This window comes from Vibrio atypicus (assembly GCF_009811315.1).
Taxonomy (GTDB): Bacteria; Pseudomonadota; Gammaproteobacteria; order Enterobacterales; family Vibrionaceae; genus Vibrio; species Vibrio atypicus.
Window position 1 is genome coordinate 302,808 of record NZ_BLID01000003.1, and the last position, 19,395, is coordinate 322,202.

Annotated in this window: 16 protein-coding genes; 8 read left to right on the forward strand and 8 right to left on the reverse strand. The window is 42.1% G+C overall.

The window, feature by feature from the left end; genetic code table 11:
* Positions 1 to 118: 118 nt before the first annotated feature.
* Both GVO60_RS08620 and GVO60_RS08625 read left to right on the forward strand, forming a co-directional pair.
* Positions 119 to 1,267, forward strand: a complete 1,149-nt coding sequence (locus GVO60_RS08620) for an iron-containing alcohol dehydrogenase (RefSeq protein ID WP_159652941.1) — start codon at positions 119 to 121, stop codon at positions 1,265 to 1,267.
* 65 nt (positions 1,268 to 1,332) lie between these two features.
* Positions 1,333 to 1,971 (forward strand): lysoplasmalogenase, encoded by a 639-nt coding sequence (locus tag GVO60_RS08625; RefSeq protein WP_159652943.1) that lies wholly within the window; start codon positions 1,333 to 1,335, stop codon positions 1,969 to 1,971.
* Here the strand turns inward: GVO60_RS08625 and GVO60_RS08630 are convergent.
* A complete protein-coding gene (locus GVO60_RS08630; RefSeq protein WP_159652945.1) occupies positions 1,968 to 2,489 on the reverse strand; it encodes a GNAT family N-acetyltransferase in 522 nt (173 codons plus the stop codon). The two genes, GVO60_RS08625 and GVO60_RS08630, sit on opposite strands and share 4 nt — an antisense overlap.
* Before the next feature lie 9 nt (positions 2,490 to 2,498).
* Positions 2,499 to 5,393, reverse strand: a complete 2,895-nt coding sequence (gene torS, locus GVO60_RS08635) for a TMAO reductase system sensor histidine kinase/response regulator TorS (RefSeq protein WP_159652947.1) — start codon at positions 5,391 to 5,393, stop codon at positions 2,499 to 2,501.
* A gap of 110 nt (positions 5,394 to 5,503) precedes the next feature.
* On the opposite strand from torS, the gene torT reads away from it, so the two are divergent.
* Positions 5,504 to 6,484: a TMAO reductase system periplasmic protein TorT gene (gene torT, locus GVO60_RS08640; RefSeq protein WP_371862440.1), complete on the forward strand. Its 981-nt coding sequence runs from the start codon at positions 5,504 to 5,506 to the stop codon at positions 6,482 to 6,484.
* Positions 6,485 to 6,493: 9 nt separating this feature from the next.
* Positions 6,494 to 6,949 carry a methylglyoxal synthase gene (locus GVO60_RS08645; protein WP_159652951.1) on the forward strand — a complete coding sequence of 152 codons (456 nt, stop codon included), beginning with the start codon at positions 6,494 to 6,496 and terminating at the stop codon, positions 6,947 to 6,949.
* A 35-nt stretch (positions 6,950 to 6,984) separates the two neighbouring features.
* Here GVO60_RS08645 and GVO60_RS08650 read toward each other — a convergent pair whose 3' ends face one another.
* Complete coding sequence (locus tag GVO60_RS08650) at positions 6,985 to 7,887, reverse strand: DMT family transporter (protein WP_159652953.1); 903 nt, start codon at positions 7,885 to 7,887, stop codon at positions 6,985 to 6,987.
* A 90-nt stretch (positions 7,888 to 7,977) separates the two neighbouring features.
* Between GVO60_RS08650 and GVO60_RS08655 the strand changes: the two genes are divergently transcribed.
* Entirely contained in the window at positions 7,978 to 9,426 is a 1,449-nt protein-coding gene (locus GVO60_RS08655) for an aminotransferase-like domain-containing protein (RefSeq protein WP_159652955.1), read from the forward strand.
* Positions 9,427 to 9,456: 30 nt separating this feature from the next.
* Here GVO60_RS08655 and GVO60_RS08660 read toward each other — a convergent pair whose 3' ends face one another.
* Entirely contained in the window at positions 9,457 to 12,516 is a 3,060-nt protein-coding gene (locus GVO60_RS08660; RefSeq protein WP_159652957.1) for an efflux RND transporter permease subunit, read from the reverse strand.
* An 8-nt stretch (positions 12,517 to 12,524) separates the two neighbouring features.
* Positions 12,525 to 13,631: an efflux RND transporter periplasmic adaptor subunit gene (locus GVO60_RS08665; protein WP_159652959.1), complete on the reverse strand. Its 1,107-nt coding sequence runs from the start codon at positions 13,629 to 13,631 to the stop codon at positions 12,525 to 12,527.
* Positions 13,632 to 13,876: 245 nt separating this feature from the next.
* Between GVO60_RS08665 and GVO60_RS08670 the strand changes: the two genes are divergently transcribed.
* On the forward strand, positions 13,877 to 14,086 hold the full coding sequence (locus GVO60_RS08670; protein WP_159652961.1) for a hypothetical protein: 210 nt from the start codon (positions 13,877 to 13,879) through the stop codon (positions 14,084 to 14,086).
* Between the two features lie 32 nt (positions 14,087 to 14,118).
* Here GVO60_RS08670 and GVO60_RS08675 read toward each other — a convergent pair whose 3' ends face one another.
* From GVO60_RS08675 to GVO60_RS08685, 3 genes are all read right to left on the reverse strand, one after another.
* Positions 14,119 to 14,766, reverse strand: coding sequence for an HAD-IA family hydrolase (locus GVO60_RS08675; RefSeq protein WP_159652963.1), 648 nt, complete (start codon positions 14,764 to 14,766; stop codon positions 14,119 to 14,121).
* 151 nt (positions 14,767 to 14,917) lie between these two features.
* Positions 14,918 to 16,690 carry an HD domain-containing phosphohydrolase gene (locus GVO60_RS08680; RefSeq protein ID WP_225874914.1) on the reverse strand — a complete coding sequence of 591 codons (1,773 nt, stop codon included), beginning with the start codon at positions 16,688 to 16,690 and terminating at the stop codon, positions 14,918 to 14,920.
* 73 nt (positions 16,691 to 16,763) lie between these two features.
* Positions 16,764 to 17,276, reverse strand: coding sequence for a flavodoxin (locus GVO60_RS08685; RefSeq protein ID WP_159652965.1), 513 nt, complete (start codon positions 17,274 to 17,276; stop codon positions 16,764 to 16,766).
* A 187-nt stretch (positions 17,277 to 17,463) separates the two neighbouring features.
* Between GVO60_RS08685 and GVO60_RS08690 the strand changes: the two genes are divergently transcribed.
* Positions 17,464 to 17,934, forward strand: a complete 471-nt coding sequence (locus tag GVO60_RS08690; protein ID WP_159652967.1) for a CreA family protein — start codon at positions 17,464 to 17,466, stop codon at positions 17,932 to 17,934.
* 111 nt (positions 17,935 to 18,045) lie between these two features.
* Positions 18,046 to 19,350, forward strand: a complete 1,305-nt coding sequence (locus GVO60_RS08695; protein ID WP_159652969.1) for an inosine/guanosine kinase — start codon at positions 18,046 to 18,048, stop codon at positions 19,348 to 19,350.
* The last annotated feature ends 45 nt before the right edge of the window (positions 19,351 to 19,395 follow it).

Consider the following 19,395-nt stretch of genomic DNA (forward strand, 5'->3'; position numbering starts at 1 on the left):
AGAGAAATTCACCTATATTACACCTAATAAATACACTAATATGCAGTTATTCGTTAATGTAGAACTGCTTTATGCCGTGTCTACTAATAAAAAAAACATGGAAGCAAGAGGCAACATAATGCAATTTAACTATGTAAATCCTACTCAGATTTTCTTTGGTCAAGGCCAAATAGCATCAATTAAGCAATCTATTTCATCGGCTAACAAAGTGCTTGTGATTTATGGTGGCGGCTCTATCAAAAAAAATGGTGTTTATGACCAAGTATCTGATGCCCTGAGTGACGCTAATTGGAGTGAGTTTTCAGGTGTTGAGCCTAATCCAACCAAGGAAACATTAGACAAAGCGGTTAAGATTATTAAAGAGCAAGGTATCGACTTCATCCTTGCTGTTGGTGGTGGTTCAGTTATTGACGGCTCAAAGTACGTTGCTGCTGCGTCTAAATACGAAGGTGATGGCTGGGACATTTTAACGGGAAATCACCATGTCTCTGACGCCATTTCATTGGGGGCGATTTTAACCCTTCCTGCAACAGGGTCAGAATCAAACATGGGCGCTGTAATAACTAAAGCTGAAACGCAAACTAAACTAGCTTTCATGTCTCCATATGTTCAGCCAAAGTTTGCTGTACTAGATCCAGACGTAATGAAAACTTTGCCAGAAAAGCAACTGCTTAACGGTATTGTCGATGCTTGGGTACACGTGTGTGAACAGTATTTAACGCTTAAACAAGATGCGATGGTCCAAGATGGCTACTCGGAAACACTTCTTCGAACTCTTAAAGTCTTGGGTGAGACATTTAATCAGCGTGACAATGATAAATGGCGTGCAAACTTAATGTGGTCGGCTAATCAGGCGCTAAATGGTCTTATTGGTTCGGGAGTTGCGCAAGATTGGGCAACACACATGATTGGCCATGAAATGACGGCGTTATGGGGAGTAGACCATGCGCGTTCACTTGCTATTGTTCAGCCAGCATTGCTTCGCAATCAATTAGACGTAAAACGCGAAAAGCTTGAGCAAATGGGGATTAATGTATTCGGTCTAGCGCAAGGTGAAGACCTCGCTGAACGTACAATTGAAGCCATTGAAAGCTTCTACCACTCGCTAGAAGTAGAAACACAGTTTTCAGAATATCAAGGCAGTAAAGAAGAAGCTATCGAAGCGCTTATTAAACAACTATCTGACCATGGTATGACTCAGCTTGGCGAACACCAACAAATTAGCTTAGATAATAGCCGACAAATTTTAAGTCATGCTATTGCTTAGTTAACTCACACTGATTAACCTACAAAAGCAGCACAAAAGTGCTGCTTTTTTTACGAGTAAGGTGTATGTGGTTTTTTATTGTTGTCTTGTGCGTTGTTCATGTTTGGAGTATCGAACGAAGCCCTAAGTGGATTTTCTATGCCACTAAAGCAACACCTATCTTACTTATGGCGTATTTGGTTTTCTCGACGGGTTCATTGGCCGGGAGCTATGCGTTTTGGATTGGTTTAGGGTTGATCGCGTGTTCTATTGGTGATCTGTTTTTAATGCACCCCAAGGACAAATTTCTGCCAGGTTTAATCAGTTTTTTAACCGCCCACCTTATTTACAGCGTTGCCTTCTTTACTCAAACTGACGATCACTTCACCTTCTGGGTTCCTGCGATCCTATTTAGTCTGGGATTAATAACCTATCTACTACTATTGCCATCACTTGATAGCATGAAAATCCCAGTTGCGGTCTATAGCTTAGCGATACTCATCATGGCTTGGGGCGCAATTGAAGTCTGGATAGATGTGAGAGAACCGCTAGCTGGCTATGGTGCCATGGGGGCAATTGTATTCATTGTTTCTGATGTCGTGCTGGCGATAGACCGATTCAGAAGTAGTTCTGCGTTTTCTCGCCACGTAATTATGGTGACATATTATACTGCGCAGATATTGCTGACATTGTCTGCGCTTAGTGTTTACTACCTCTATCATTAAACTTGATAGCAGTAGAGCAAGTCATCGTAATCAATACCACCGATTTGATATGCGTTTGGATCACGTTCACGCAGGACGAAACCAACTTTCTCTAATACCTTACATGAAGCTACATTGCCGTCTGTAACAATGGCATTGATTTGTTCGATAGGGAAATGCAATTTTGCGTGTTTTACCAATGCTAACAAGGATTCAGTGCCGTAACCTTTGCCATGAAACTCTGGTAACAATAGATAACCTACTTCCACATGATTTGTGTTGTTCTCGGCCTGGCACAGTCCGGTGACGCCAATTGGTTGATTGGAAAGCTTATCGATAATAACTAAGCACAACCAGTGCTCGCTCCCCCATGACCAGATAGGAAGCCGGCTTTCAAATCGCTCACGAATCTGATCAACACTTGGTTTATCAAAAGCGTATCTAATGACTTCTTCGTCTTGATGCAGGCGTTCAAATAGAGGCCAGTCTCCTTCTGATATAGCTCGCATTACAAGGTTTGAAGATTCAATTAACGCCATTATTCTTCCTTAATCAATAAGTTCCGATAGTGCTTGTTTTGATAGTAATGATAGATCAAACAGTGTTTTGTCATTTTCAAGATAACAATTAACAGGGTCATTGTCTTTTTCAATCTTCAAACACATGTCAAATAATGCAAGTAGACCTAAGCTCCCGGCCGAACCTTTCAATTTGTGTGCAAGTTGCTTCATTTCTTGTCCATTACCGGATGTTGAGGCAATTTTCATGTTACGTAAAATCTCATCACATCCATTGTCAAATAACACAGCGATCTCTCGCATTTTGCTTTGCCCTAGTACCGATAAATCCGATTCAACAACGTGACTATCTATAATTTTTCTCGATTCCATTTGGACCTCTTCGTTATCTGTACACTCGTCTTGTGGGAGTAATAGTGGTTTGTTTTCCAATCGATTTTGAATTAAACGGCACAAATCGTCTTTATCTAAAGGTTTTGCCAGATAACCATCAAACCCAGCAGCAAGGTAACTTTCGACCTCTTCATTAAAAACGTGCGCCGAGACAGCAACAATTGGGGTGATATGTTCGACATTTTCGCTCTGCTCTATATCGCGCAGTTCGGCCATTAACTCGATGCCATTGCAATCGGGTAAGTTAATGTCCAAAAGTGCTATATCATACTTGAAGTCAGCAAATAAGCGCTTCGCTGTGGCACCATCAACCGCTGTATCTACTTCGTGTCCTAAGCTATTTAAAAAGCCTTCGGCAACTAAGCAGTTCACTGGATTATCTTCTACTAACAGTACCTTGGCACGCAGTGTACAGCTAGTGACACTGTCACTCGCTTGGACAACATTTCCTTGTTCTAGTGGAATGCTAAACCAGAATCGACTCCCTTCACCACTTACCGATTCGACACACAAATCGCCACCCATAGCTTCAACGATTTTCTTACTTATCGCGAGTCCAAGGCCCGTGCCGCCTTTGGTTCCTAAACCACCAGACGCTTGTGTAAAGGCATCAAACAGTGTCTCTTGTTCTTTTTCTGAAATACCGATCCCAGAGTCAGAGACTTCAAACAATACCTTCTCTTCATCTTCTGGGTCATGTGCGACATAGATATCGACGTGTCCATGGTCTGTAAATTTGATCGCATTGCCCACTAAATTGTTTAGTACCTGGCTGATTCGAGTGACATCCCCTTTCCAAAACGTATCGAGCTCTCCGTCAATAACGCTACTTATTTCAAGTTGCTTTTCTTTAGCTCTGCCATCTAGGAGTTGTTCAACATCTTCTACCATCGCTTTTAAGTTGAAATCTATTTTACGGATCTCTAGGTGGCCCGCTTCGATTTTCGAGTAGTCCAAAACATCATTTAGAATCGCCAGTAGCGTACTGCCACTTCGATTGATTACATCGACATAGTAGCTCTGTTGGCTATCAAGTCCTTGATCTTTGAGTAAGCGAGCTGTACCAAGAACACCATTCATTGGAGTGCGTATTTCATGGCTCATGGTTGCTAGGAAGGCAGATTTTGCGCGACTGGCTTGCTCTGCTTGTTGGCGAGCTTGGTTGTGGTTAATAACTTCCTCATTTAGGCGCTCGTTTGCTTGCTGTAGCTGGAAAGTTCGTTCAGTGACAAGTTCTTCTAGATGCTCTTTATGTTCTTGTAGCTCACGTTTGGCTTTCACTTCACTTTCTGCCACTACCTTTAGTGCTTGCGCTGTGTTTCTTGCTGTGATGATTGCCTGGCCCATATGCGCAAGTTCGTCATTTCCCTTGACAGTAACGTCGACTTTTAACTGACCTTGGGCAATTGAGGATAATGCCGACGAGTATTCTGCTAAACGCTTTAATACCGATACATAGACAACTTTCCAAACGATTAGTACAACTATAACCATACCTAAGACTGTGATAATAGTCAGAGTCAGCTGTGCGTAATTGAGCGTCGTTTTGAGCTCTTCCACTGCTCGAGTTGTGCCTATGTTAGATTCATCGACGAGCTTACTTACTGTCGTGTTCAAATCCGCGAACTGTTTGAGTGTATCTTGCATAAATTGCTGAGCGGATTGTTCGTTGTCATAGCGTTTAAGTAGTACATCAAACACTACTTCACGTTGACTAAGCTTTTCTAGTAAGTCATTCATCTGAATCGATCGAGTTGGATCTTCTACCGCTTTTACCCGTCTCTTCATGATGTTTAAGTTGCTGACAAACTCTTGGCGAATGGTTCGTATCCGATCAATATCAGAAATAGTTCGAGTTTCTTCGATATGGTTAAGCATTTTGAATGCTAACAGGTGCAGTTCGTGTAAACGTTCCGCTAAGTCCAAATCTACTTCGACTAGGGTATCTAAGGCTTGGTACGCCGAGTCGATCTTATTTGCTTCCAGAAGATCATAGATATGAGTGACGTTTGCTACCGCGATAGTTGATGTATTGGAGACTTGTGTGCGCGTCAATTGCTCAAGCTCAGACGCTAAATTGCGTAACTCTCCAGTCCTTATTTTCAAGTCTTCATCAAGGAATAGTCGACGCTCCACGACAATCCCCAATTGTGCAAGCGTATCGATAACATGCTGAACATCCGCTTCTAGCTTTGTTAGTAGCTTAGAATCGAAAGAGTCAGAACCTAGGGATTTTATATGAGTTAACAGAGACTCAAGTTGTGAGAATAGCTCTTTGCCTGACTGTTGACGCTGCTGTTCATTTTTAGCATTTGAGAGCGCCTGCACTGATGAAATGATACGTGTACTTAACTCTGACACCTGACGTGCTTCAATCATTGATGGAATTGCGGTGTTTACAACATTTCGCTCCGTTTTGGCAACCGAGCTAAAACCAAACACACCAATCAATGCTGAAATTAGAACCAGTAACGCCATTGCTAAAAATGCGAACAATAACTTGCGTCCAATACTGGCTTTCGCTAATAACATCGAGATACTTCACTTCTTATGTCTGCTAGAATGGGCTATATTTTGCAGTGTTTACCCCTTATTTACCAATGAAATACCACGTGTCTTTGATCTCATCAGTTCCAAAACGAATGTTCGCTATTTTCGGCCTTCTTTTGTCGATCGCAAGTAACGGCGTTGCTGCACAAGAACCGCTCAGAATTTGTGCTATCTACCCTCATCTTAAGGATTCTTATTGGCTGTCTGTTAATTATGGAATGGTCGATGAGGCAAAGAATCAAAACATTGATTTACGCGTTCTTGAAGCTGGTGGATACATGAACTTTGATAGGCAGAGAGAACATCTACAGCTGTGTGTACGTTGGGACGCAGACGCAATTATTCTCGGTACAGTATCACCTGATTTGTATTACAGCTCTTTACGCCCACTTACTGGCTCAATCCCAATTTTTGCCACAGTTAACCAACTACTGTTGGATGATTTCAATAGCGAAGTGTTAAAAGGTATCGTTGGTGTGGATTGGTACTGGATGGGCTATTACACGGGGCAGTATTTAAAAGAAAAACACCCTAAAGGTTCTGGTATTGCAAATATTGCACTACTACCCGGGCCACAATCAAGTGGTGGGACTAAGCCAGTACTTAAAGGGTTCTATTCAGCAATAGAAGATAGTGACATTCAAATCGTTGATACGCTATGGGCAGATAACGACAAAGAGTTACAACGTAACCTGGTTCAGAAAGCAATAGATAACGAGCAACTCGATTATATCGTTGGTAGCGCCGTAGCGATTGAAGCGGCTATTAGTGAATTACGCACTACTGGTAAAACTAACGAAATTGGTTTGGTTTCAACTTATTTGAGTCATGGCGTATACCGAGGACTTCTACGCAAACGTGTAGAATTCGCTCCAACAGATAAAATGGTTGAGCAAGGTCGACTATCTGTAATACAAGCGGTTAAGTATTTAACCAATAAGCCTTATAATCGAGTTGAAGCTCCAGTAATTGAAGCTTTGACGCCTAACAAATTAAATCGCAAGGTGATCTCTCAGTCGTTGTCACCTTCTGAATATCGACCTACATTTTACGTCTATAACAAAAACAATTAGGAAGTCTGAATGGAAAAGACAACTCGTACAATACCCGCACACAAACATGTCGCACTAGTCGCTCATGATAACTGCAAGCCAGAATTACTTCGCTGGGTAAATGAGAACAAAGAAAAACTTCAAAGACACTTTTTATATGCGACGGGTACAACCGGTACGATGTTAAGCAAGGATACAGGTCTTGCAATAAAATCTATGATCAGCGGACCTATGGGGGGAGATCAACAGCTTGGCGCCCTAATTTCAGAAGGTAAAATTGACGTTTTAGTTTTCTTCTGGGATCCGCTAAACGCTGTGCCACACGATCCTGATGTTAAAGCACTACTCCGTATCGCTAGTGTGTGGAATATTCCAGTCGCCACCAACAGAGCGACTGCTAAGTTTTTGTTTGAATCAGAGTTGATGGAGCAAGAAGTTGATATTGAAATTCCTGACTACGAAGCGTACTTAGCTAAGCGAACTTAACAATAAAATAGCCTGCATTCGCAGGCTTTTTTATATTAGTTTTTTACTGAACCTAGCCTTAGTTTTGGCAAAGTAAAATCTGGTTTTTTGGCTACGAGATAAACAGCTAGCGCAGCAAAGGCAAAACCTATCCCTCCCATCCAATCAAATGACTCACCAAAGATTAACCAAGCTTGAACTGCTGTTGTTGGCGGTACGAGATAAAAAACAGATGCTACGCTCGATGAAGCGCCATGTTTTACCATGTACAACAAAAGCAAGACGGCGATACATGACAGTACAATGACTAACCAAGCTAACGTTAGAATAAACGGGATAGACCAATCCACTTCCATTGTTTCAAACGAAATGGATACGGGCAAAAATAGTAAACCTGCTGCTAAATACTGAACCATTGCACTACCAACCATATCGACGTTATGACAATATTTTTTCTGGTATAAGGCCCCCAATGTGATCCCGACTAAAGAGACAATACACGCACCAATCGCCGCAAACTTATCTGTTTCGGATTGCCACTCCATCTTCCCCATCAATACAAAGCTAATTCCAATAAAGCCCATAGCTAGACCTAGCCACTGAGAAAGTTTGAATTCTTGTTTCGAGAAAGCGACCAACAATACCGCCGTTAGAATGGGCTGAGTCCCGACAAGTAGACTGCTCAATCCCGCAGGCATACCAAGACTGATCGCTAAATAACTACCACCTAGATAAAACCCATGAATAAATAAACCGACCAATGCGCAATGTAGTAAGTCTATCCCAGTTGGCACTCTGCGGCGTAAGATGATTACTAGGGCGACAAAGAGCAGTACATTGGCTAACATTCGTATCGTAAGCAACGTTGCAGGTTCTGCATACTGTAGCCCAAATCGAGCCCCAACAAAGCCTGACGCCCATAAAAGTACAAACACAAAAGGTATCAGCCGTATCGCCATCTATTGCTCCTTTAACTGTAAATTTTCCTGATGTGTTGTTAATGTATGTGGGTACAGTTAGAAGATATAGTGACAGATGGACGTGTTTTTATGGGTACAGATCTGAGTCGAAGAGCCAGTAACAAATATTTGCGTGTTGAGGAGCACTTAAGAACGTTGATCGCGAGCGAGCTGTTTAAACATGACGATAAGCTCCCTTCAATTCGACAACTGAGCGAGACCCTAGGCGTTAGCAAAAATACAGTGATAAGGGCTTACCAGGAACTTGAGGCGCAAGCTTTAGTCTATGCCGTTCCCAAATCAGGCTATCACGTCATTCACACTGTCCCCAATTTAAAACAGCGTAATCAACCGACACAAGTTGATTTATTATCGGTGTGTAAAGGTATCCTGAGTTACCCAAGTTACAAAGAGCGACTGCCTTTAGGTTCAGCCCATCCAAATATTGATGCTCCAGCGATTAAATCCTTATATGCAGAGATAGGACGGCACAGTCGACAACAATCACATATTCCAAGCCATTATCAACTTCCACCTGGCGATGAATTACTGGTAAAACAACTCGCGAAGATTACCCAAGACCTCGGTATACCAGTCAATATTGATGAACTGTTAGTTACTCACGGCGCTCAACAATCAATAAGCTTGGCCTTAAGAGCACTGACGCAGTCAGGTGACATTGTTGCCGTTGAGTCTCCCTGTTATTTCGGTAACTTACTACTACTTGAATCTCTTGGGCTTAAGGTTGTTGAGATACCAAGCTGTCCACGTGACGGCATGGACCCTATTGCTCTTAAAGATGCAGCGTCCAAATGGGATATCAAAGCCATCATTGTTACTCCAAATTTTACAAACCCAACAGGATCACTTATGCCGCTAGAGCGGCGCCACCAGCTGCTCAATTGCTCGGGGGCGATTCCCATTATTGAAGATGATGTGTTTGGAGGTCTTTGTTTTGATGAGAATTTACCAAGTTTGTATAAGCTCGATACTCTAGAGCGAGTCATTTATGTCAGCTCTTTATCAAAAACTCTCGATTCACGCCTTCGTATCGGATGGATGCTAGCGGGTAGGTTTCGAGCTCCAATCGAAAAGTATTTGCTGTGTGACAATATGGGAAGCCTCAACCTGATGCAGTCTGCAGTCGCAGCGTTTCTGACTTCAGGAAAGTACCGAACACACACGTCACGAATGCGCAGGCAGTATCAAAGCAATGTAAGACGCTTCTTACACCTATTTACGCAAGAGATGGATTTACACAACGGTTTGAGGAATAGGTATCGAGTTTATCCAGTTCAAGGCTCATTTTTGCTATGGGTTCAATTGCCAAGCGAAATCGATAGCTACCAACTCTATTTAACGCTACAACAGCAAAAAATAAGCATACTTCCAGGTACCGTCTTTGGAACAGATAACCAATTTCAGAATTACGTTCGTTTCTGTGTCGCGAAACTGGCTTCTGGGACTGACTGGCAGCCCGCAATAAAACGTTTGGTCTCAACCATATTGGAATTTGTTGACCAAGCAAGCCCCAAATAAAAAGAGCCCCCATGTTTTGGGGGCTCTAATTTATTGTGCTGCAAGTTTCAATTCAGCGCTCTTCTCTCTAAAAAGAAGGCTGTAGAGCACAGGTACAACCCCAAGAGTCAAAACAGTTCCAACGGCCATACCAAAAATCATCACAATTGACATGGAGTACCAGAACTCTCCACCCGATATGGCTAACGGAAGCAAACCAAGGATCGTTGTTAATGTTGTCATCAAAATGGGCCTGAATCGTTCGATACATGCTTCCACAATCGCTACGTTTACAGAATTTCCTTTCTCTCTTTGCTGTTCTATACAATCAATTAAAACAATGCCGTTGTTTATTATGATTCCAGCTAAGCTAAATATACCGAGCATGGCTGGAAAGGTGAAATAGGCATCGATAATTAGAAGTCCTACTGAAGCCCCTATGATTGATAGTGGAATCGTCATCAATATGATTGCAGGTCTTCGAATTGAATTAAATTGTAGAAGCAACAATAAAATCATAACGGCAAAGCATTGCGGTAAGTAACCGAATAGCGCACCATTGGCTTTACTCGCTCCCTTTAACTCTCCGCCGAGCATTAATCTATATCCAGGTGGTAGCTCAATTTGATCAAGTGTTGGTCCAACTAACTTATTTAACTCACTAGCTTGTAAAGTAGCGTGTTTCACACTGATAGTAACCGTGCGTTCAAGGTTGAATCGACGAATCACAGAAGGCTCACTTTTCGCTTCGATTTTAGCAATTTGAATCAAAGGTAAGGCCGCACCTGCCCCTGTCGAGACAATTTGAGCCGAAAAGAGTCTATCGAGTGCTTTATCCGCTTCTGAACCACTGACCATAATAGGGATGACATCGGAATCATCTCTAAAGCTCGTTATTTCACTTCCGCGCAGGTAACCATCTAAGCTTTGTGCGATATCTCTACTTGAAACGCCCGCTCGTAATGCAGCGGCTTGATCGACATTTATCAATAATTTAGGAACATTGTTCTCCCAATCATTTCGAATGCCTACCGTCCCAGGGACTTTGCGTAGTGCTTGGTCAATCTCCAACGAAATTCGCTGGAGTGTTTGGATATCCTCGCCGACGACCTGGTATTCAACCAATCCTAGTTCGGTGCCGCCTAACCACATCCTTTTTGCCTGCCCACTCGCTTCAGGCATATCCGTAATAAAGAACTGGTTTGTTTTATCAACCATTTCGAGCGCGGATTCGACATCTTGTGTATTTACAACGACAAAAGCACGATTAGGCGCGCGATCTATCGGAGAAAGCGCTAAAAAAAAACGTGGACCTCCATCGCCAACGTACGCGACTGTGCTGGTTACTCCAGGATTCTCGTTTGAGTCCAACAACCAGTCATTTAGGCGCTGTGTGACCTTTGACGTCTCCGTTGCTTTAGTACCCGCAGGTAGGTCAACAAAAACAAGGTACTGATTACGCTCTGAACCGGGCATAAACTGAACCGTAACAAACTTAAAACCATAAATCGCCAAGACAAATGCCAGCAAAATGGAAGCGATAAATCTGATCCGAAAATTAAGGATTGATGTAATGATGCTGCGATAAGCATTAACGAATGGTGATGGCTTGGTCTCTACTTGTTTGATTGGTTGTTGACTGATGAACCATACGCACATTACTGGCGTAGCAAATAAACATAGAAACCAAGAGCTTAATAACGCTAATGTAATGACTTGTGATAATGAGCGCAGATATTCGCCCGTCACATCTTGCGCAAGCATTAGCGGCATGAATGCCAGAATTGTCGTCAAAGAAGAAGTGAGGAGAGGTACAGCCATAGCTTTCGATGCGCCGATCGCCGCTTCTGTCCTATCAACACCTTCGCTTATCTTCGTCTTGATGTATTCAGCAATGACAATACCATTATCAACTAACAAACCGAGCGCAATTATGATCGCCGCAATTGACATTCGTTGCAGTTCGACGCCCCAAAGCGACATGCAAATTATGGTCATGAGAATGGTCAAAGGAACGATGCTTCCGACAATCAAGCCCATTCTTAGCCCAAGAAACAGCATCACGACTGAGAGTACGACGGCGATAGTTTGCAACAGGTTACTTGTCGCCGATTGAACGGCAGCATCGACTTTCTCTGGTTGGAAAGTTGCCAACTGCAAGTTCATTCCTAATGGGAGGTTTTGCTGTTGAAAATCTACAAAGCTCTGGATGTCTTCACCAAAATCTTCACTACGAATTTCATCGATCATTGCAGCAGCGATAATGATTGCAGGCTTGCCATTAAAATATACAGGTGTGTTAAATGGCTCTTGATACCCGCGATAAACATCGGCTAAATCGCGCAAGAAAATGGTTTTTTCTAAATCACGCACATAAAGATCAAGGTTAAGAATATCGTCAACGCTTTGAAAGTTACCTGAAGGCTCGATTTCTACCTCTAAGCTTTCGGTCTCTATTTTTCCGCCAGGTAATAAAACGTTCCGAGCCTGAAGCGCTTGAATGACCTGTTTAAATTGGTACTTTTCATTCTCTAGCGCATTCGTTTTTGCTTTGATCCAAATCCGTTCTTCATTTACTCCATATAACTCTACTTGAGATACGGTCGGACGACTGCTTAAGTTGTCTTGCAACTGTTCTGCGATCTTATTTAGTTCGCGTTGTTCGAACCCATCACCGGTCAAGGCAATCGTTGCTGAGTAGACTTGCCCAAATTCGTCGTTTACGAAAGGCCCTTGTGTACCACTTGGCAGTTCTGATTTGATGGATTCCATCCGATTGCGTAAATTGTCCCAAATCGGCTGAAGGTTGAAGTGACGATCATGTACAGAAACCGTGATTTTAACCATACCTGTTCGCGACATTGATTTGATCTCGGTGACTTCTGGGATCTGCTTTATTTCGCGCTCTAAAGGCTTTGTAATGAAGTTTTCTATTCTTTCAGGTGACATGCCAGGAAATTGTGCGATGACAATGGCATTACGAATGAGTATTTCAGGATCTTCTTTACTCGGTGCGCCTACAAAAGATTTGTAGCCAATCACCAGTAAGAACAATAAGAATACCTGAGTAAACCGCTTATACTTAAGCGCAAGCTCTGTTAACTTATACATAGCAGCCCCTAAATGCCCTTCCAAAGAGTAACTTGTTGACCTTCGAACAGATAAGGTACCCCTGCGACTACCACTTTTTCACCCGCGGTTAAATTGCTTAGTACGACAACTTGGCTGTTAATATTACGTCGAACTTCAACATAACGTTTCTCTAACTTGCTTTGCTCATTAATGATGTAAATAGCGGCATTTTGATTGGGGTGATTCGCGTATGTATCATTAAAGTTAAATGCATTGATAGGAAGTAGCACGACTTTCTCTCGCTGATTACCAATTGTGAAGTCAACATTTGCTGACATACCATTGCGTAAAACTTTGTGCGCTTCATTAAGCAACAGAGTGACACTGTAAGCATTGCCCTTCTCAACCACCGCACCAATCTCTGATACCACGCCCGTGAGCTGAGTGTTTTCAAGTGCAGGTATCGTCACTTTTAATTCATCACCAAATGAGACTTCACCAATTAGAGATTCTGGTACTAAAAAGTCGACCTGATAGGTGTTGGAGCTAATCAATTCAACAACGGTCGTCCCAGAGGAAACTTTGGTATAGGAATCTAAATAAACTGCACTGACGAGCCCAGAAAAAGGAGCATGTAATTCCGTTCTCGACAAACTCAGTACCGCATTGTTGACGTCAGATTGCGCTAACTTCATTTGTTGTTGTTTTGCATCTAACTCAGCTTTAATTGTGAGCAATTCGGAATCCGAGACAAACCCTTTTTCCTTTAGCTTCTGTGCACGTTCATACTGATCATTAGCTTGAAAGTAAGCCGCGTAGGAAGAACCGAGGGATGCTTTCGCTTTGTCTAAAGAGAGCTGAAACTCTTCTTTCTCCAGAGACGCTATCAGTTGGCCTTTTTCGATGACCTGCCCTTTTTTGATAGCGATGTCTTCAATCGTTCCTGAGACTTTGAAGCTTAATGGTGAAGTCGTTGCACTTTTGACTTCTCCTCCAAACTGCCTCACTTGTTGAAAGTTTTGATACTCTGATACGACGTACTTAACGGATTTAACGGATTTAACTGGAGTATCTACCTGTTGAATGGCTTGTTCAGGCTGCTTGCCGCAACCGAACACAAGAAGAATTAGTGGAAATAGATAATAGCGTTTCACGTTGATCACCTTTATGGTATTTCATACCATTTTATACAACATGGCATTTTTTTAAAGGTTAATTTCAAGATTACATGAATTGCTTCCCATTATTTGGATAACTCTCTATCGAATCGCGTCACTAGCGGCTAGTTTATAAGCACAGCTGAAAACAGATAACTTAAAGTGTTGGATGCCAGAATAACCATAATATAAATTTATACTTGCGATTCGTTCGCTCTCTTTTGCTGCAGGAGAAACTCGCTATGTCGTCATCACGGAGCCAAGATAAATCACTTTGTTGTCCACTATGTGGCAGTGAAGAATACCTACTTTCAGATAAGAACAATATGCTTTGTGCGGAGTGTGGTTCTTTTTTTGAAGATGTGGATAAAATCGTTGTGCACCAACCTCCGGTGCAGCTTCTGATTCAAAGCAGAATGACGCGCGTTAGTACTAATCACGCTTACCACTAAAAAAAGCCGCTAGTAATTGCTAGCGGCTTTTTTTATATACATAACTCTAATTCTCGTAGGCTCTTTATTTTCTCTAATTCTAGAGAATGCCCTCGCTCATTTAATCCAATGAGATGAACAGTTTTCACTCCTGCTCTAACACCCGCTTCAAGTCCTTTAGGGGTATCATCTACGTATAGGCACTCTTCAAGGCGAAACCCCATGTTCATTGCACTATACATAACCAGATCAGGCTCGGGTTTCCAACTGTTAGTATCAAACGCTGAAAAAATTTTACCTTTGAAAGCTGGTAATAACCCGGTTAGTTGAAGTGCTCTTTCAATCTTGTCTCTTGGTCCATTAGAAGCAACGCAGTATTCAACATCTTTACTATCAAGTAACACTAGTAACTCAAAAATACCTTCCATAGGTTTGAGTTGGCTTTCAAATAGCTCATCAAGATATTCACGATAGAGTGGCTCTAAGCGGTCAATCGACACTTTAACGCCTAACCTTTGTTTTGTCTTAGCGAGAATATCAGCGAGCTTCCCTCCTTCAAAGTGGTTGATCGCATCTATCATGGACAAATTCGCGCCAAAATCATTGAACACTTTACACAGTGCTTCGCAACACAAACGCTCACTGTCAACAAGCGTTCCGTCACAATCAAAAATTACGCATTTTATTTGAGGCTTTGTCATTGTTATTACCTTCTTAATTTGCCTCGAGAAATAATATGCAAGTATGGTGAAATTGACAGCTTTCACTCATTAATTTGGAATCTAGATTGAGATAGAAATCGAGAAATACCGCGCCTGTCACTATTTTACCTAGCCCTAACTTACATCAATATTAACTAGCGATAGAATACTCATCTACCACATGGTCTGGGTAGCAATTTCTGATTTCAATGAATTCATCTAGATTAGCAAGAACTAGACTCGCTAACGTTGGATCAAAGTGTTTTCCTGACTCGTCATTGAGTAAACGAGCCACATCATCGATTGACCATGCCCGCTTGTAACAACGAACACTCAATAAAGCGTCAAAAACATCGGCAATAGCAGTAATACGTGCAAATACATGGATTTGTTCGTTTTTTAAGCCTCTAGGGTACCCACTGCCATCCCATTTTTCATGGTGTTGTTGAGCTACAATAGCAGCCAACTGGAATACTTCTCCTTTAGTTCCACTAAGGAGTTCGTAACCGACTTGAGTATGAGTTTTCATCACTTCCCATTCTTCAGGGCTAAGTTTTCCAGGCTTATCGAGAATGGCTTCAGGAATGGCGATTTTACCTACATCATGCATTGGACTAATGATTTCAAGCATTTCAATTTCGCGCAGGCTCAACCCAAACAAACGTCCGAGCAAAGAGGAAAGCTTCGCAACACGTTTAACGTGATTTCCAGTTTCACCAGACCGAGTTTCGATTGCTTCACCTAGTACGTGAATCATTTCTTTTTGAACTTGCATGGTTTTCTTTTGTAGCTCTACAATTTTGCGGCTCTTATTGTTGAGCTCACGTTTTTGGCGAATCGTGCTCGCTTGACTGATGATAACAATCATTAAACAGGTAAAAGAGAGCAAAGAGAACCCAATTAATTGTAGGTTTTCTTTAAACAAGCTTTTGGGTTCGTTTAGCCACAGAACATTGTCACCAAGGACATCTTCATCAAGTTTGTAGCGCTTGACGGCATTGAAATCTAATACCACTCGCTTACTCGAAGAGACACCAATGTTTTTTATCAGCTCTAAGTTTAGGTGCTGCGCTAAAGCTAAAACCATCTGCTGGCCGATCTGTTCAGAGCGGTTAACATACCCACCTAAAACACCACCCTCTATATAAAATTCCCAAAGAACAAAAATTGGCGCCTGACTCTTACTCGCCAACGTATGCGCTATCTTGCCGTAACTATGGAAAGTTCCTGTTTCCAATTCAGTATTGTAGTGAGAGAGCAAGACAGCATCTTTTGGTGATAAAAGAGATAGTTTATTCGCAGTTTCAGTCAAACTAATATCCTCAATCACGGTCAGAGGAGCCTTAATTATTCCGCTATTGCGATATGTTTCTTCGATGGCGCTTCTTACTAGCCCTGACGTATGGCTACTGTCTGTAAGTAGGTATAAGTTTTCTAGCTCTGGACGCAGTTGCTTGATAAGGGCGAGAGTGCCCTCAATTCCGTCTTTTTCGTAGAGGATCGTTGATTGATTAGTGAGATCGTTCAGAGTGGCAGTTGCATCGTTAATACCAGCTGCAATAACCGGAAGGTTCAGCAACGGATTATCCGGCCAGTTTTTATAGAGTCTTAATGCGTTGTCATCCGTTATCATCACTGCATCAAACTTGTAATTCGCATATTTCGCAGAGTAATAGCGTTGAAATTCTTGATAGTAATCGAGTGACGTAATTCGTTTGGTATCTAGGTATTCGATGGAAAGCTTAATGGGACGAGAAAGGCGTTTTGAAGCGGATTCAATACCCTTTTGGAAGTCTGATGTCCATTTATTGGAAGGATCATAAGAATGGATAACAAGAACATGTTTAGGTTGCCATTGCGCAGCGTGTGCAGACAACGAAAGCAATAATAACGAAAAAAGTGTAATTAGACGGCTAAATGACAAAATAACATATACTTGGGATGCATTGAATTCATATAGTATACCATCCCAAGTAAGTGATTATCGCCATCTATTGTCAAATTTCTAGATAAGCATCACTATATTCGTCTAAGTTGATATCAAGCTTGTGAAGCAAGCTAGCTGCAAATCGTTTCGCCGACTGTTGTACATCCTCACTCGTAGTGATGATATCAGAGATTAATATCGCGCGATCCGCTCTAGTCACTATCGCTGCGGCTGTTGGTTCACCTTCAGTAAACCCAATATAAAGTTCACACGGCTCTGAATAGATAATCTGTGTGAGAAACTCAACAATGAGCTCTTGCTCAGACGACTCTGTCCAGCGTTTCGATTGAAGCAATGCAAACATCACGGTAAGCCGATGAAAATCGACTAAGAAAATATCATCTGCTGAAATGAAGCCGTTATCTTCTTTAGTGAGTGTAAACGGTTGAATTGACCTTTTTTCGACGCTGCTTAGGTAGAGTTTTCTACCTGCTAAGCTTTCTTGAGTCGGGTACTGCACGTCAACATGTTGGGATAACCATTGGTTCTTTAGATTGGCAACTTTGGGGATTGAATCAGTCATGAGGCCTAGTCAGCGCTTGCAATTTTCGGTCAGCTTATCGGTAACCCTGCAGTTGCTCAAGTGTTTTCAGTGATTATTCGGTACCGACCTAAAAAACTGGTATGCTAAACACTGATCAGCGTAATTGCGTTAACTTTCACCCTGAGATCGGTAATCAAGTTGACCTCAATTAAGGATAAATACAACGATGATAAAAAAAATTGTAGTGGCCTCGACGTTAGCGCTTGGTTTAACAGCTTGTGACAACAACGAAGTTGGTGATGTCGGCCTAGGATGGTTCACCATGAAGGATATCAAGATCTCTCATCTTGACGATGAAAAAATTCCTGGCGTGACTTGTCATATTGCATCCATCGAAGCAGACTTTTCACTCGCAGACCCAAGTGATAGTTCAATCTCCTGTCGTCAGACTGGTGATATCACCCCAGAAATGATTGCCAATATTGATAAAAGCTCTTCAGGTGAAGTCGTATTTAAACAATCAAAAAGTATTTTCTTTAAAACCATGAAGGTTCGTAGAATCTACGACTCAGAGAATCAAACTCTACTCTACTTGTCTTATACGACTAAAGAGACAGAAGGTAGCTTCAAACACAGCTTATCAACCGTACCGTTGTGGGGAACAAAAGCATACGGTGCTTATACTGGTGATAAATAAAGCATTTCTGCGCCAAACTGCCAAGTTTGGCGCCTTTCTATGTAATTAAAGTGAAAGCAATCTTACACTTTTGTGATATCATGCGGGAAAATTTCCAACTCACTTTTCAAAATGAAGTTTCCCGGACAGCGTAAATCTAAGCACTATTTTCCTACACACGCTCGTGACCCATTGGTCAATCAGATGCAACAGACCCCTAAGTTGTATCGCCCTATCATTGTTGGTGTAGGCCAGACTATTGTCGATATTGAAGCCCGTGTGGACGATGAGTTCCTTGCAAAGTATGACCTGAGTAAAGGACACTCTCTTGTATTAGAAGAGAGTAAAGCGGACGCTTTGTATGATGAATTAGTAGAGCGTGGGCTTATTACACACCAGTACCCTGGTGATACTATCGGTAATACACTACATAATTACTCAGTGCTTGCTGATAGTAAGTCTGTTTTACTTGGCGTAATGTCACGCAATATTGAAGTCGGTTCTTTTGCTTATCGCTATTTATGTCGTACTTCATCTCGCATGAATCTTAATCACCTTCAAACAGTAGAAGGTTCTATTGGTCGATGCTATACGCTTATTTCTGACGACGGTGAACGTACCTTTGCGATCAACGAAGGCGAAATGAATAAGTTGCGCCCTGAAAGCATCCCAGAAAATGTGTTCGAAAAAGCGTCTGCGTTAGTCGTCTCTTCATATTTGATGCGTGGAAACCCTGAAGATCCTATGCCTCAAGCTGTTGCTCGCGCCATTGATCTCGCAAAGAAAAACAATGTTCCTGTCGTATTAACACTTGGAACAAAGTGGGTTATCGAAGGCAACGCCAAATGGTGGCAAGACTACATTCAAGAAAACATTTCTATTGTTGCAATGAATGAAGAAGAAGGCGAAGCACTTACTGGCGAAAAAGATCCTTTACTCGCTGCCGATAAAGCGCTGAATTGGGTTGACCTTGTGCTATGTACTTCAGGTCCAGTAGGCCTTTACATGGCTGGTTACACTGACGAAACCGCTAAGCGTGAGACAGAACTCCCATTGCTTCCTGGCAACATTCCGGAATTCAATAAATATGAATTCAGCCGCGCGATGCGTAAATCAGACTGTCAAACACCAGTAAAAGTCTACTCCCATATTGGTCCATACCTAGGTGGCCCTCTTGAAATCAAGAACACTAATGGCGCCGGTGATGCTGCACTGTCAGCGCTACTTCATGATATGGCAGCAAATAGTCATCATCATATGAATGTTCCTAATTCATCGAAGCATGACCAACCTTACCTGACCTATTCTTCGCTTTCTCAAATTTGTAAGTACGCTAACCGTGTGAGTTACGAAGTCTTGACTCAACACTCACCTCGTTTAGGACGCGCACTCCCTGAACGTGAAGATAGTCTTGAAGAAGCATATTGGGATAGATAACACTTCCTTATACTCAAAGAGCCGCAAGAAGCGGCTCTTTTATGT